Source organism: Rhodococcus sp. 05-2254-5, assembly GCF_002258575.1.
GTDB classification, from domain to species: domain Bacteria; phylum Actinomycetota; class Actinomycetes; order Mycobacteriales; family Mycobacteriaceae; genus Rhodococcoides; species Rhodococcoides fascians.
In genome coordinates, this window is the sequence record NZ_NOZG01000031.1 from 1 (window position 1) to 15061 (window position 15061).

At 64.4% G+C, this 15061-nt stretch carries 13 protein-coding genes; 3 read left to right on the top strand and 10 right to left on the bottom strand.

Annotation, left to right across the window (positions count from 1 at the left end):
* From CH278_RS23345 to CH278_RS23360, 4 genes are all read right to left on the bottom strand, one after another.
* The coding region (locus tag CH278_RS23345) for a DUF6668 family protein (protein ID WP_094623023.1) at positions 1 to 544 on the bottom strand (544 nt) is incomplete at its 3' end.
* A 32-nt stretch (positions 545 to 576) separates the two neighbouring features.
* Complete coding sequence (locus CH278_RS23350) at positions 577 to 2265, bottom strand: cutinase family protein (RefSeq protein WP_238325129.1); 1689 nt, start codon at positions 2263 to 2265, stop codon at positions 577 to 579.
* Positions 2266 to 2316: 51 nt separating this feature from the next.
* A complete protein-coding gene (locus tag CH278_RS23355; protein ID WP_094622982.1) occupies positions 2317 to 3162 on the bottom strand; it encodes a hypothetical protein in 846 nt (281 codons plus the stop codon).
* 91 nt (positions 3163 to 3253) lie between these two features.
* On the bottom strand, positions 3254 to 4456 hold the full coding sequence (locus CH278_RS23360; protein ID WP_256984008.1) for a hypothetical protein: 1203 nt from the start codon (positions 4454 to 4456) through the stop codon (positions 3254 to 3256).
* 1120 nt (positions 4457 to 5576) lie between these two features.
* On the opposite strand from CH278_RS23360, the gene CH278_RS23365 reads away from it, so the two are divergent.
* The gene (locus CH278_RS23365) at positions 5577 to 6020 is read left to right on the top strand and encodes a helix-turn-helix transcriptional regulator (RefSeq protein WP_176458467.1); all 444 of its coding nucleotides are present in this window, start codon (positions 5577 to 5579) and stop codon (positions 6018 to 6020) included.
* A gap of 173 nt (positions 6021 to 6193) precedes the next feature.
* Here CH278_RS23365 and CH278_RS23370 read toward each other — a convergent pair whose 3' ends face one another.
* Complete coding sequence (locus CH278_RS23370) at positions 6194 to 7228, bottom strand: GAF domain-containing protein (RefSeq protein WP_052057167.1); 1035 nt, start codon at positions 7226 to 7228, stop codon at positions 6194 to 6196.
* 41 nt (positions 7229 to 7269) lie between these two features.
* Complete coding sequence (locus tag CH278_RS23375) at positions 7270 to 8655, bottom strand: cytochrome P450 (protein WP_032370878.1); 1386 nt, start codon at positions 8653 to 8655, stop codon at positions 7270 to 7272.
* 211 nt (positions 8656 to 8866) lie between these two features.
* Here CH278_RS23375 and CH278_RS23380 point away from each other — a divergent pair, with 211 nt between their 5' ends.
* The gene (locus tag CH278_RS23380; protein ID WP_032370879.1) at positions 8867 to 9079 is read left to right on the top strand and encodes a hypothetical protein; all 213 of its coding nucleotides are present in this window, start codon (positions 8867 to 8869) and stop codon (positions 9077 to 9079) included.
* A 211-nt stretch (positions 9080 to 9290) separates the two neighbouring features.
* A complete protein-coding gene (locus tag CH278_RS23385; protein WP_143536293.1) occupies positions 9291 to 11120 on the top strand; it encodes a hypothetical protein in 1830 nt (609 codons plus the stop codon).
* Positions 11121 to 11328: 208 nt separating this feature from the next.
* On the opposite strand, the gene CH278_RS23390 is transcribed toward CH278_RS23385, so the two are convergent.
* The 4 genes from CH278_RS23390 to CH278_RS23405 all read right to left on the bottom strand — a co-directional run bounded on the left by CH278_RS23390 (position 11329) and on the right by CH278_RS23405 (position 14960).
* Positions 11329 to 12501 carry an ATP-binding protein gene (locus CH278_RS23390; protein WP_032370880.1) on the bottom strand — a complete coding sequence of 391 codons (1173 nt, stop codon included), beginning with the start codon at positions 12499 to 12501 and terminating at the stop codon, positions 11329 to 11331.
* Between the two features lie 366 nt (positions 12502 to 12867).
* Positions 12868 to 13845 carry a hypothetical protein gene (locus tag CH278_RS23395; RefSeq protein ID WP_032370881.1) on the bottom strand — a complete coding sequence of 326 codons (978 nt, stop codon included), beginning with the start codon at positions 13843 to 13845 and terminating at the stop codon, positions 12868 to 12870.
* A gap of 227 nt (positions 13846 to 14072) precedes the next feature.
* On the bottom strand, positions 14073 to 14279 hold the full coding sequence (locus tag CH278_RS23400) for a hypothetical protein (RefSeq protein ID WP_032370993.1): 207 nt from the start codon (positions 14277 to 14279) through the stop codon (positions 14073 to 14075).
* Positions 14280 to 14423: 144 nt separating this feature from the next.
* Positions 14424 to 14960: a hypothetical protein gene (locus tag CH278_RS23405; protein WP_230591170.1), complete on the bottom strand. Its 537-nt coding sequence runs from the start codon at positions 14958 to 14960 to the stop codon at positions 14424 to 14426.
* Positions 14961 to 15061: the final 101 nt, after the last annotated feature.

Sequence of the window (15061 nt, forward strand, 5' to 3'; positions counted from 1 at the left end):
GCATCCGCCCTGGTGGGGGTGGGTCAGGTTCGGTGGGGGTCCAGATCGCGAGTTCGTTCTGTCTGTGGGTGCGCAGATCCTCGACGTACGGGACTCGCCACACAGCTGGTGCTGCGGAGGCGACGACGTCCGCCCATCGGCGCAGGGTCTTGGGGAGTGGGCCGGGGGCGTCGGGAACAAGGACCAGTCCGAGGAGAGTGCAGTCGCCGACGAGGCCGGCCTGAGCTTGCAGGAGAAGGTCGTGGGCAGCGTCAAGGCCGGCCCGGTCCGTACGGCACACGACCACGACGTTGCGGTGCCGGTCGGCTGCGGGCCAGCCCCGGCGAGCATCGCCCGCCGGGGCCCAGATCTGAGCGAGTGTGCCTGCGCCGGAGCGCCCGTGAGCGGCGAGGAGCCACATCACGGGCGGGCGACCGTGGACTGCAACCGGGTCGTCGTGAATCGGTGCTCGGCGTGAGGGCGGCGGTATCCGCAGCCCGGCCGGGGTGACCGACACGTCGTCGTCTCGGTAATAGTCATGGTGCTCAGCTGGTTGTGCGGCCATCTCGGGCGCACCTCCTTCTCCGGCGTTCTCGGTCACCGAGTGGTGGTTGGTGAGACGGTGGTCGGCACAGCGGCAGAAACAGAGGGGGTCGTCGTGGTGGCCGCTGAGGTCGTCGTTGCGGTTCCGGTGGTTCCGACGGTGGCGTGGGCGGCGAGGATGCTGCCGGCACTGCGGACGGTGTCGGTGGTGGCGAACAAGGCCGCGCCTTGTTTGATCACTGCCCCGACCTTGTCTGCGAGGCTCTGATCGCCGGTCAGGTCGGCGGCGAGTGCGACGATCCACCGCACGGTCAGCTCGACGGGGGTCTCACCTTTGGATCCGACCGGAACGCTGTCGTAGGAGCCGTGTTTGGTGGCGGTGTTCCAGTACGAGGTGTCGGTGACGAGCTGCGCGAGACCGGCGTTCTCGTCGATGGTGTTCGACACTTCCTTGAACGCGACGTCGACGGCCGAGTCGATGGTCGCCGGGGGTACGAGCTTGACCGCTGAGGACAGCACTTTGGTGGCGAGTATGCCGAGGGCTGCGGGTGGGTTGGTCAGGCCGACGGTGGCGAGCTGGCCGATCGTTTCGGGGGTGATGACGTCCTTGGCGACGGTGATCGCCGCCCCGATGGCCATACCGGCGATCTTGGTGACCGCACCGACCGCTTCGTCGATCATCTCGTCGGTCGAGGTTGCGGACGGGTCGGAGTACTTCGCCATCTTCGACAGCACTGTTTCCGAGGACGAGTTGACCTCGAATCGGCCTGCCTTGGAGTCGAAGTCGATGTTGTCGTTGATCACCGACGCGCCGGTCATCAGGGCGGTGCGTCCGACGGCGGTGGAGACGTCGGTGAGGATCCGGACGGGGTCGCGGGTGTCCATCGAGGACTGTCCGGCGATGGATGCCACCAGCTTGGCGGCGGGGGCGTCGATGGGGGTGTCGCACGCGAGATCGCCTGCGGTGCAGTACGAGGCGACCCGGTCGGAGACTGCGCCGAATCCGGCGATTTTCGGTGTCGGTGCGATACCGCCGCCTGCGGGGGCGGCTGCGGCGACGGCCGGGGCGAGTTGGACGGTGTCCACTGCTGCACCGCTCGTTCCCGGTGCCGGGGCGGGGGTGGAGCCGCCGCCGGCGATGACGTCTTCACCTTCGGAGCGGGTGGGGTCGGAGAACAGTGCTGCGCCGGCGAAGTGGTCGGCGTCGACGGGGCCGGTTCCTGCCCCGATGTCACGGGTGACCTGGGAGGCGACCTCGCCGCCCTGGGAGTAGCCGGAGAGGAAGACTTTGGTGCCGGGGCAGCGTGCGGCGATGTCGGAGATCATCTTGGTGGTGTTCTCGACGCCGATGTCGACGGACTGGGCGTAGGGAACGGCGGAGCGATCGCCGGGCTTGCCGCCGAAACTCGCCGGGTACGGGACATAGCTGCGTTCGAGAGCGGGTCCGTCGCCGGAGTTCGCATCACGCATCGCCGGGACGGTCAGGCGGGAGAAGAAGCCCGAATCGGTGTCGGGTGAGGAGTTCTCGTCGATCTCGGTGGTGCCGGGGACGACGACGAGATGCAGTACCGGGCAGTTGCCGTCGGTGCTGGATTGGCTGGTGGTCGTCGATCCTGACGGGGTGGGAGTGGCGGAGGGCTGCGCGGCCGCGACGCCGCTGGCGGAGACCGCGACCGTCATCGCTGCGGTGGCGGCGAGCAGGCGCGGAGTGAGGCGGCGAACCTGGTCGATGGATGTGTGCACGGTTTCTCTCTTCTTCGGTGGGGTCCAGCAGATGTGCCTGGTCATAAGGGGTCAGCGCGGGACGATGGCGGAGATGAGCGTTGTGCCGTCCTGCTGCTCGGTGGTGGTGATCCGTTGGCGGCTCATGCGGCCGTCGATGCCGGGTCCGCGTTCGACGACGGTGACGTCGTAGATCCCGGCGTCGATCGGGTCGGCCAGGACACAGAACTCGATGTCGGGTTCGAGCTGGTCGATCCCCTGCTGGAGTCTCTGCGCGGACGCCATCACCGCGTCCGGTGCACCTGCTGCGCGGGCTGCGGCACCGTCGCGGTCGAAGTAAAAGGCCTTCTCGAACCGCCAGATCGCCACCGCGCCAGGGTCGTCACTGTCTTCGGTGACCGGGTCACCGTCGGCTTGGCCCTTGCACCAGGTGACATCGGCGGCGGCGGCACCGGCGGCAGCGGGGGCCGCCGATGTGGGAAGGGTTGTGGTGGTGACGATGTCGGCGGGAAGCAGTGCGGCAGGGGCCTGCGGTTCGTCACCGACGCCGGTGAGGACCAGAGCTGCTCCCAAGCCTCCTCCGACCAGAACCGCGAGTGCAGTCGTGACGGCGACAGCGGAGCGGTGACGTCGCCACCAGGACTGCGAAGGTGTGGGCGCGGCGTAGGGGCCTCCAGTGCGAAGTAGAGAGGTCCGTTCGTCGAAGGAGCTGTATCCGTCCGTTGGCCGTGCTGGGTCCACGTCGTCCGCAGAGTCGCCTGCGAACCAGTCGTCGTCGGGATCGTCGTCGGTATGGTGCTGGTCGGTCAGGACGGTCAGTCTGCGCTCGGACGCTGCAGCGGCAGTCTCTGTGTCGGCGACGATAGGGTCGGCGAACCAATCATCGGAGCTGTCGTCGGGGGTCTCTCGAGGTGCCACAACAGGGCCTTTCCGAGTGTCGAAGTGCAGGAACGGGATCGAACCTTCGGATACAGCCCGCCCACCGGTACGGTCGGGCTGTACCCGGAGATCAGATCGCGAGGTTCAGGCCTGCCAGGGCAGCGTTCGCCTGGTCGAGAACCGGTGCGACGGCGGTGTTCACCGCAGCGACGGTGTCAGCCACAGCGGGCTGCTCGAGCACCGTCGAGGTGAACTGCGCGGCCTGCTCGAAGGCCGGTTCGGTCCACACCGGGGCGTCGATGACGCTCTGAACGCTGGGGGCATCCAGTGCCAGCGGCGCGGCGGTGACCGGCGGGGCCGGGGGTGCCGGTACGGCCTCGGGTGCCGGGAGCGGGGCGGGCTCTTCGATGATCTGCTGCTCACCGCCGAGGACGGTGGCACCGAGAACGCCGCCGATCGCAGCGCCTGCACCGGTCAGACCGAGAACGATCGGTGCCGACAGGGCGGCACCCACGCCTGCCCCGGCCAGTGCGGCTGCGCCGGGGATGAAGACCCAGCCGACCGGTCCGCCCCAGACAATGGCTCCGGTGCCGGTAGTGGCTGCGACGCCGAGTCCGCCGCCGATCGCAGCGGCGGTACCGGTGATGACTGCGGCCGGGACGGCGGATGCGGCAAGGCCGGCCGCGCCACCGGCGACGACGCCGGTGATGGTGCCCGCAGCGATCCGGTCCGCGCGGGATGCGTCGGCGAATCCGTTGTCCACGAGCCAGTTTCCGCCGTCGGCCTGGATTGCGGCTCCGGTGTTGTTGAACTGCTCGACCAGGTTCGGATCGAGCAGGTTCGGGTCGTACGGCACGAGCTCGCCGCCGACGAGGACATAGCCCTCGGGTGCGTCGATCGGTGCGATGACCTTGCGCTGCACAGTCGGAACCGGCGGCGGGGACGGCGGGGCCGCTTGCACGGCAGGCGGTGCATCGGTCGGCGCGGCCTGCGGCGCGGGAGCCGGCTCGTAGTAGGTGTTCTGGTACGAGGACTGCTGATTACCGGACCTGTAGTCGTCGTAGCTACGCCACTGGGACTGCTGGACCTGAGGTGAGGCCTGGTAGCCGGGCAGGAACTGGCGTTCCTGGTTCGGGGCCGGCGGCGGCGCGACGGGAGTGGTGTCGGTGGTTCCGGACTGGGCGGTGTCGGGTGCGGTGACGAAGTCCTGCGGTGCTGCGTGTGCGGTCGCGGTGCCCCACGCGAGGGCGACGGCCACGGGAACGGCAGTGAGAACGAGAGCCCGGTCCCTGCGGCTGCGGTGACGCCCACCAATTCCTTGCTGAGGAGACATTGTGTGGCTGTGCCTTTCGTAAGCCGCTGTGATGCAGCGGTATTGGGTGATGTGTGACAGGAGTGGTTGATGGTGGAACCACCACCGTCCGCGCTGGGGAACGACCGAAAACGAGGGTCAGCCTTCGGGCGAACCCTCAGCGCGGACGGGTGATGCCTTGGGAGTGGATGCCAGCGGGCGTCCGTTGCACGCTGGCATCCACGAGCACTCAGCCCAGTAGGCCGAGCCAGAACCAGAGCTGCGAGAAGATCCAAGGCATCGGGCGTATTCCTTTCTGTTAGTAAGGAGTTGTGGAATGTGTTCGATGTCCCGGCGGGGTAGCGCAGTTCGGCACACGATGAGGTCGAAGCGTCACCATGCGACCCTCGCGCCGGTCCACCAATTGAGGGGCTACACGGGAGCCTCAGTGCAGTGAGTTCGCCGCGTAGACCCTCGCGACTGATCGCCTCTTCAGGCGTCAGTCGAGATTGGGGGTACTAGGCCACGTGGCTGAAGAGCGGAGACCGTGGGAGTGGTTCCAGGAACGTCGCATTGGCGTCAGTCCATTCACCAATCACCGCGCCCGTCTCTTCGCAGATCAGCCTGTGGTGGCTGTGGTGGGGCACGGCTGGGAGCGAACACACGGCCAGGCCCGCAACACGGTCGTTGACCGAGGGGCAGAGGGCGATGCCGGGATTGCAGGTGGAGCCCGGATGTAACGTTCGCGGTTGCGCGACAGATGTCATAGGTGTCTCCGATCCGATTGCGGTTCTGCTAGATCCGCTTAGGCTGGGAGAGCCCCTGCGGATACAAGTTGGGCCCGATATTGGGGCTTTGTTCTGTAGGTGGAGGGGACTCCGGATGCGTTTCGGGACGACCAATCACGGCGCATCTGGAGTCTGCTAATTCGAGTTACTCTGAGCCAGTCGGCTTCTCGCTTTCTTTGGCGCATCAGTGATGCGTAGACGCTGTGGTTGATGCGGTGTGCGTCTGTAAGCCGAATCTTGCTCTGCCGACGCCCCGGGGGTGAACCTCAGTTGCATCGTCTAAACAACTGTATCTATACACTAGCATCAAAACATGCTTTATGTGCTACCGAATTGGGACAAGTGGCATCGTGTCCTCTCGTGAGGTTCCATCGGTGAGGCGTCGGTTGCGTGGTTTCGCACCTGACAAGCTGCGGGCACGACGAATTGAACTCAAGCTGAGTGGTGCCGAGGTTGCGCGCGTTCTCGGAGTGGCTTTGACGACGTACTCACAATGGGAGCGAGGCCAGTCCCATCCCCGTATAGACACTCTTGCTCGATGCGCTAAGGAATTCGGGTGCGAGATCAGCGATTTCGTCTCAGTGCCGGAGGACGAGGAATACCTCGGTGATCTGCGAATATCCAGGGGGCTGACCCAGGGGATGCTCGCGAGCGAAATCGGCGTCAGTAGCCAGTACATCGGGGCGCTCGAGCGCGGGCAGAGCAAACTGAGCGCGCCGGCCGCCCGCCAGATAGCGGAAGCGTTGGGGTACCCGGCGCAACGGGTCAGCGAGGCATACGAGCGCGTGCGGAAGCGGCCACGGGGCGAACCGGCCTGAGTAGGGACCTGACTCTGGATCGACATTCTGGCTCCAAGACGCGTGCTTGTTAGCCACGTGAAATATGTTCCACGTGGTGCTCAAAGGCTGCGTCTGAGGGCCATGCGGCCGACAGGAAATCTTCAACTCTTCGGGAGAGCGGAAGGTGCCGAGGGCGAAGCTATCACGATCAGTTAGGGAGTGGGAACCTCGAGCACCTGCTCGGAAGGTTGTAGCGCGGGGAGCACCGCAAGGACCAGCCGGTCACCAAGCTGTCCAGGGTAGGGCCTTAGTTCGAGTCGGGTTTGCTGCCACTTCCAGCCGGTCGCGTCGCCGCCGTCGATTGCACGGACGCGTACATCAGCTGACACAGGTGACGTATCGTGAGTCCACTTTTCCAGAGCGTCTGACAGTGTCGCTCGGTCGTCGTCGTGCAACACGCCACAGCCGCTTGTGAGGTCACGCCATTTCACCCAGGTTGGAGCTTCCGGTAACCACATTGTCAAAATCCCGGTTCGGCCGTCGAATACAGCGATGCGTGTTCCACCGCTCTCGAGGCCGCTCGGCATTCCCAGCTCAGCCAATGTCGGTTTGTCGGGTTCCGTTGTGTCTGTCACGTCGTGCCATAGCAGCCTGAGGCCGACGTTGGGAGGGTCAGTTCTCCCCCTCCCCCAGCAATGCCAACGCATGATTCGGCCATCTGCGTGGAGAACGGACATCGGGCCCTCCCACTTCTGACCGTGTGTAGGAACCAACGCCTGGGCGAACAACTCCTCGGACCCATCGAATTTGACAGCCTTGGCGTTGTACTCAGCCGGGGTTCGTTCTGGTACGTGATCAGCAGCAGAGACGCCGGACATCGCGGAAGCCTCGACTGTCTGCTCGATGACGGTGCGTTCGAGTAGCCAGGCTATTCCGGAAACGATGCGCACAGGATCGGGTTCGACCTCCGGGTCCCCCACCCAGACCTGTATGCCGTGGGTTTCCCCTGACGGCCCCAGAACTGGTACTGCGCGTATGCGAGCTTCACGCCGACGGCCTTTGAAGAGCACATCTTGCTGGGCGCGAGAACTGCGCGTGAGTTCCAGAAAACCAGGTAGATCGAACTCAGGCCCAGGTGACAAGCGATCGATTTTGGTCCAATCTCGGACCTTCCCCCCAGTACTGATGACTGTCATCTGTCCCGGCACCAGAGTTTCCACCAGGTGCCAGCTGTTCACGGTGTCCACAGGTTCCCCCTCCTGATCGACTTAGACCGACGACGGTACAGTCACAGCCGCCGCGAAACAGAAAGTCTGACGCCGTGTGGCCTCATTGTCACTGCTTCGCGCACATCGAGCTGGTAACCGGGGTCTGCCCGAATCTCGTACCGACGAGCGATGGACGCCAACGCAAGCACCGCCTCGTGTAAGGCGAATTGGCGGCCGATACACGCTCGCAGACCAGTGCCCCAAGGCTTGTAGATGCGGCGGTTGGTGTCGCTGGCCTGGCCTGTGGCGAACCGGTCGGGGTTGAACTTGTCTGCCTCTGGCCCCCACTCCGGTGAGCGATGCAGCTGTGGAAGGAGAACAAACACCCAACCCTCCGGTACCTCGTACCCGCCCAGCGAAGTTGCTCCGCGCTCACGAGCCTTGCGGAAGTAGCCGGGTGCAGCGGGCCACAAGCGGAGAGTTTCGTCGACTACATGTCGTGTCCGTCGCAGCTTGGGTACATTCTCGAACTCGATGTCGGTGCCATCAGGAGCGACGGCGTCAACTTCGGCCCGTATCCGCTGCATCTCATCGGGCCGCGTGCTCAGGAAATGCAACGCAAAGGCGATGGTCGATGCTGTTGTCTCGTTCCCCGCGATCAAAAAAGTGATGATCTGATTGCGGATGTTCTCCAGGGCCAGTCTGTCGCCCGTATCGGGGTCTGGCGTGCTGAGCATATGTTCGAGCAGATCCGGAGATGTTTTGCTGGAGTCAGGCTGGGCCATTCGCTGTTCGATCAGGGAGTCGACAGTGTGGCGTATGAACTGGAGGTCCTCATCGTGCTGCCTCGTCGCCCTTCGTCCTAAGACAGAGCGGATGATCGGCACATCGTTCGATGACTTGTTCACATAGTGAAGGACGCGAGCGATGGCGTCCGCAAAGGGCACGGCCTGGCGAAACGAGCCAAAATCATGCGACAGGGCGCAACGCCCGATCACGTCGAAGGTCAGCTTTGAGCACTCGTCGTAGGCGTCTACCGGACCAGATCCGCTATCCCACGAGGTCAGAAGTTCGTTGACTGATTCCTGCATGGCTTCGTGGTAACCGCGCATGGCCCCTTTGCTGAACGCCGGCCCTAAAACAGCATGCGCGCTATGCCAGTTCGGCTCCGAGTTGAACGCGGTGAACAGACCGTCTTCGCCGATGGCGCGTAGCTTGCGATGTGGCAGGGCGAGAAATTTTGCCCAGTACTTCTCGTCGTTCACTTCCGCGACAAGCTCCGGTTCCGAGACGACCACGAGTCGGTGGCCGAAAATCTTGCGTTCGTAGATCCCCCCTAGCTCGGTGGCCATTGCCATCTCTTTCTGAACCGGCTTGGCAGTATCGAGGCCAACGATGTCTCCGGCAAACGGCAACCGGTAGCGCGGATGAGGCAGAGTCTTCGAGATGGTTTGGGCGATCTCCATGCCAGATAGTGTCCACCACGTCCACAGACTTTGGTCGACGGCCATTATGTGACGCAGCTGCGAGAGTGGACCGGCAGCGCGTGAAGACCGTTTGAATGACAGAGGTGTAATTCCTGGTGACTTCCTCGGCGTGTCTCAACGCTTCGAAAATGATTCTGGTTCAGGATAGACACCGGTTGGGACCGCGGAAGTAGACGAAGGAGGCCGTGCCATGCCGATGCCCAGTAAGGGTGACCGGACGTCACTGACTGTCCGACTGCCGTCGGAGCTGATTGACACGCTCAAGGCGCAGCGAAGCTCGGCTGGTGCGACATCTCTGAGTCAGTACGTCGCTGATCTGATCGCGATTGCCAGCGACCGCGAAGATCTTGCGCGCGAACTGAATCGCGCGCATGAACAGGGGGTACTGCCCTTGACTGCGTAGCCGTCTCGACCTGAATCGACATTCGGGTCTTAGTCCAACTAAATCTACGCAGCACCTTGAGATGACAAAAACCCCCGGCGTGCGGGCCGAGGGCTTCTGAAGTCAGAGAAGCGAGTGACTAGCTCGCAACTCGTTCTGTGTTGCTTTCCCCGAAGGGACTGTCTTGGCGGACATGTCTCAGGGTACATCGTGCCCTGAAGTAGGTACAAGATTGAATGCTCGTGTCGTCCACCCGGATGCGACTGCGGACCGGCTGTGGCATCGATTCGCACCAGCCATTGCTGCTCGCCGATCGATGCGTCTCTACGACCCGACGACACGTAAATACGTGTCCGCGGGGCCGCTGACGGTCAAACGGCCGGCACTGCCAGCAGCTGTACCGCTGTTCTCACGCGAGCGCGCCTGCATCGTTGCCCTGGACTTCGACACCAAACACCACGGCCACGCCTGCGTTGTCGCCGACGTGACGCGTCTGCTGGCCTGGTTGACCGAATGCGGTGGCCGCGCCGTCGTCGACCAATCGACCAGCGGCGGCCGACACGTACTGATACCGCTGGCACCGGGAAGAACAGTCACCGCCGGCGAGATCCGGCCACTGCTACGTCTTCTTGCAGCGAGACTTCCCACGTTGGACATCACACCGATGACCAACCACAAAACCGGGTGCATCACCGTGCCGGGCTCGCAGTGCAAAGAAGGTGGCTACCGCACCCTCGTCGACCTCGACCCGGCTACAGCGGCCGACATCCTGACCGTCGGGTCCGATGCCGGCACACTCCAACGCCTCGAAGCCCTGCTCGGAGGAACGGGCCGCACGGTCACCAGCCCGATCGACACCCACATCCGCGCCGAGACGTCCACTGAACGCGTCCTCGGCAGCAGCGATGACGCCCGGCTGCACCCACGTTTCTGCCGTTCCGCCCCGCCGCCTCGCTGCGTCCTCGACTTCGCCAGCACCGGCCGCATCGACACCCGCCGCTGGCCCTCACGCTCGGAAGCACGCCAATCCGTCATCACCCACGCAGTCCTCGCCGGAGCCAGCGCCACCGACATCCTCACCCGCGTCACCGAACCCGCGTGGGCGGGTGTGCGTGCCGCATACGCCCGCTACGCCGAACCCGAACGCGCCATCCGCCGCGACACTGCCCGCGCACTCGACTGGGCCGCATCGACACTCCCCGACCCAGTCCGGGATACCGGGCACAAGCAAAAGCACACAGGGGGTACCTACGACCCGGTACTTCGTTCATGGCTCACCCACGCTCAAACCTGGGTCGCCTCCGAGTTTCATCATCGCCGGGATCGCTGGACCACCCATGCAGTCGTTCAAGCACTGGCGTGGGCTGCCGCAGTGTCAGGGCAGATAGTGGAAGGCGTCCCCACTGTCGGTGTCGGTGGGCGGTCACTGTCCATCGCCGCCGGCATGCTCCCCGAATCGACGGTGTGGTCCGTTCTGGAGCGGCTGCGGGACATGGAAGGCTCACCGCTGTTGCTGATCGAACGCGGAGTCGGCCAGAACCCCGACCGGTACGCACTAGTGCCCACACATGCTGGACGAGCGGCGGTAGTCGACACCGCGGCAGGGCCAGCCGAGGTCGAATCGGTACACCCGGCGTGGAGTGTCATCGGCTGGCGTCACCGCATCCTCTACGACGCAGTCCTCGCCGCAGCAGAGCCCCAGACCCCGGACGAGTTGTTCACCGCCATCAGGATGGGACGCACCAGCGGATACGAGGCCCTGTTGGATCTGCGCGTGGCCGGGCTCCTCACAATCGAGAACACCCACATCGGTATCGGGCCCGTCGAACTCGACGACATCGGCCATCGTCACGGCCTCACCTCGGCCGTCCGTGCCCGCATCGTGCGCCACCGAGCCGAACGCATCGTCTGGCGAGAATGGCTTGCAGCCCGCGAGGAAGCACGCACCCCGCCGGAGCCCGATCGGTCGGTGTTCGCGGTCGCCGACGATCACCCGGCCGACTTACCCGACCACGACTACATCCTGGCCGTGATGAACACCGGCCCACCGGACCCGTTCTAACGCACCGTGTATCGGCCACGAGTCCAGGGTGATACCGAGCGCCGGCCTTGTTCGCGTTACTCGCCCTGGCCCTCCCCCCCAGCGCGGCTGGATGCTGCAACGCCGGACCGAACTGGACTCTTTGTGCAACGGCGCTGTGTGGATGCTGGGCTGCGTGAGCAATCGACGTGCTCGATGTCGATCCAGTCGACGTCCTTGGGTGTCGAGGTCAGATAATCGGTGCGTTGGGTTGGCGGCGGATGAAGTCCGCCATCCCGGGGACGGTGAACGCAACCAGGCCGCGGGCCGGCGACCAGATGAGTCCTTTGCGTATGCAGGAGTCACGGTGCGGTGCCATCGACTGCGGGTTCGATCCGAGGGCCTCGGCGAGGGCTGCCGTCCGCGGAGTATCGGTTCCGCTGCGTGCGATGGCCACCAGATAGCGTTTCTCGGCTTCGGTGGCCCGTAGCCACCGTGAGCTGTAGAAGCCGGAATCGAGCGAGGCGTGGCCGGTGTCGACGGCGTCCTCGGCGTCGGCGAGTGTGAACGGGGACTGCTGGGCTGCCTGCCAGAGCTCGTGACCGAACACCTGAAGGAAGTACGGGTATCCATCGCTCGCCGCGACGACGTAGTCGGTTGCCTCGGCGTCGATGTCCTGGTTCAGCCGGGTGATGGGGGTGACGATCGCATCGCGGGCCTGATCGTCGGCGAGAGGACCGATGGTCCTGTAGTCGAACTGGCGCTCGGCGTACGAGCGTGCGTCGGCCAATGCTTGCGCAAGGTTCGGCAGGCCGGCACCGCACACGAAGAACGGCCACTCGCGTTGGGCCGCGCGGTGCTGGGTAGCCAGGATCACCTGCAGGAGCGCCGGCTCGAGTTCCTGCATCTCGTCGATGAACAGCCCCAGCGCGGTGCCGTCCTTGCGGAGTTCTTCGGTGAGATCTTCGACGAGGTCCTCGAATTCGACCCCCAGGCTTGGTTTCTCGGCACCGGCGGAGCGGGCGAGCTCGACTCCGACACCGAACGCGGTGGCGGACATCGAGAATTCTTCGGTCAACTGCCGGATCTTGTCCGCCACCGGGCCGGCGAACTGACGACGGCGTACAGCGCGAGAGATATCTTTGGCGATACGCCTCCGCAGGGCCTCGGCACCTTCCACACTGGTCTGAGCTTCGACCTCGACCACCACCCAGTTGTGGCGGCGAGCCTGGTCCGCCATGGTCGCCAACAGCGTGGTCTTCCCTACCCCTCGAAGCCCCTGCAGCATCAACCCACGGTCGTAGCGGCGTTGTTTCGCGCGTGTGATCAACAGGTCGAAGCGTTCGAGCTCGGCGGTACGCCCGACGAGTTCGGGGGGTCGGGTGCCGGACCCGGGTGTGAAGGGGTTCAGTCCGTACTCCATGCATTCAGACTATCGGATTGTATGTATCTGTATAGCATTCAGTCTTATATAGTTGGATACATTCCGATAGATCATCGGCTGGGTGCAGATCTGGCGGACTACGTCGACAAGCAGCACCTGCTGCAGGAGCAAATACGGTGACAACCTTGCGGTGTCGATGTCGGCCGATGCGTGAACAGTGGATACGCACCGTCAAGAGATGTTGACGTGCGCGGCGGGTGTCGAGCCCACTCCATAGGCGTAGACGCCATCTGTTGCGGTTGTCTGGGTCCAGGTGCAGCGGCAACGTTGCGGTATCCGATCTTTGTGCTCGACGAGTTGGACGATGACCAAGGTGTCGGTGTGCCGGGTCGTGAGCGTGCCGCATCAGATGCTGTCGCCGCTGGTGGATGAGTCGAGGAGTTGCAGGGTGCGTTGTAAGAGGCGCTCGATGCGGTCCTCGACGTCGTCGACCATGTCCGGTACATCGGCCAACGCCGTGTGGGCGCGTCGACGTGCCTCGACACCCGAGCGGTAGTACCCGGAGTCGAGCTCGACAGACACTGGCTCAGGCGCGGCGATCGGGAAACTCCGATCGGTACCACCGTCGGTGGGTCTGATGATGGGGCGACGTGGGGTGTGCAGTGGAGAGGCACCGGTGCGGTGCCTGGCGATCACCGCTCCGACCTCAGCGGCGGTCATCGCCGTGACCGGCAAGGGTAGGTGGCCCCACCGGTCGATCGGCACCGCGACCGGACCGCTGCGATGCGGCAATTCGGTCATGTCGGGAAAAGTGTTGCGTTGCAGATGTTCTGCTAGCAGCGTCGTCGAGGGATAGTGTTCGGAAAACTGTAGGACTGTGTGCCACCGATCCCATATCGTGGCCGGCTCGACATTGCTGGCGTCGTGGGGGGCGATGCGGATTCGGTGGCGGCCGCCGATCCACACAGTGTCACCGTCGGTGGTGATGTCGGTGCGATCGAGTTCGGCAATGGCTTTGTAAGACAGGCCTGCTCCGGCGAGAACGAGAAGAACGGCGTCACGGCGACCGAACAGTGCGGCCGTCGATCCGGAGGTCGGTAGTCCGGCCGCGATGATCTGGTCCTGCTCGGCACGCCGGATCGTTCGCTCGCTACGTGCCGAGTCCAGTGCGATCCGGATCGACGTCACTCGGCCGGGAGCGGGCTGGCCGGCATCGCGGTGAGCGCGGTTGATCGCGGACACCCGACGCAACTGAACCGCATCGCCGGCAGGATTCTCATCGAGGAACTGCGCCAGCGTGATCGGCGACGCAGGTAGGGCCTTGACGTCGGCCGCAGCGCACCAGTCGGCGAACAGTGACCACTGATAGCGGTAACCGCTCACCGTGCTGCCCCGTTCGGTGTCACAGGTGCGACGGTACCGGGCTGAAGGCCGACCGATCAGGGACGCCGCCGAGGGTCGCCCGCCGCGAACGTGGCACGCATGCGCGTCGACGGCATCGCTGTCGACGGTCGATGGTGCAGGTACGCCACAGGCTCGATGTCGGCTTGCGATGAAGCCACAGGACGTAGCCAGTCTTGTGGCTTCATCGTGTGTGCCGTACTCGAGTCTTACTCGGCGAGCTTGGCGATCGACTGCGCCCAGAGGAAGTACTTGTTGCGTCCGAGATCGCCGATGGTCTTGATGTTGAACGCGGCCTTGAGATGCTCGGCATCGCCAGGGCTGACGCCCTGAAGTGCTTCGGCGGGTGCGCCGACGAGCTCGGTGAGTGGCTTGTCTTCGTATGCTTTGTCGAGCTTGTCAGCGATTCCAGCCATGGAGGTGCCTCCTTGCGTCTCGGATAGCGCTGCCTGTTCGATACCGCCACCCGAATGTACGGAGACGTCCACTAGAAACCGTTGCGCTGCAGGCACTGCGCCGTACCGGCGAGCGCGTCGAACGCGTCCTTTGGACCGTGGCCTTCAGAATCCGTAGAACGGTGGGTACGTGGTGGGATCGTCCGGCGTCGCATCAATCCGTGCGGTGCGAAGAAGATCTGCGATAGCGGACTCGCCGGCACCGATGGTGGCGAAGTGGGGGTCGACGTCGTTGGCGATGCACCACGCACGATCGGCCGGCCACACAAACGCAGGTATCGGCAGCTCACCAGAGTCGTCTCGGGCGTCCTTCCACGTCGACACGTCCTCCGCAGTACCTCGGAAGAGGTAGCAGGGCCGCTCCGGGATCGAGACTGTCGCGGCCTGCATGTGGTCGAGGTTTTCGTAGCCCTCCCAGATCAGGAAATAGCACTCGTCCGGAGTTGTGGTGAACCGGGCGAGGGTGGAGACAGCGATTCCGAGCTGGGCGATCTCGGGCGGTCCGTCGTTGGCGAAGTCGGTGTCCATTTCGCGCTGACCGTCGTAAGTCGGATCCGGGATGAATCTTAACCGTGCGTAACGCTCGTACCCCGACGGGCCGCGGGTGACCAGATCCCACCAGTCGCGTCTCTGATCGATCAACCATCGAGCGGGTGAGCCGTCACGACACGGAGTAATCGTCACTTGGACGCCGCCGTCTGCCGACTACGCGCCTGCCCGCACGACACCGGCGGGCGTGAACC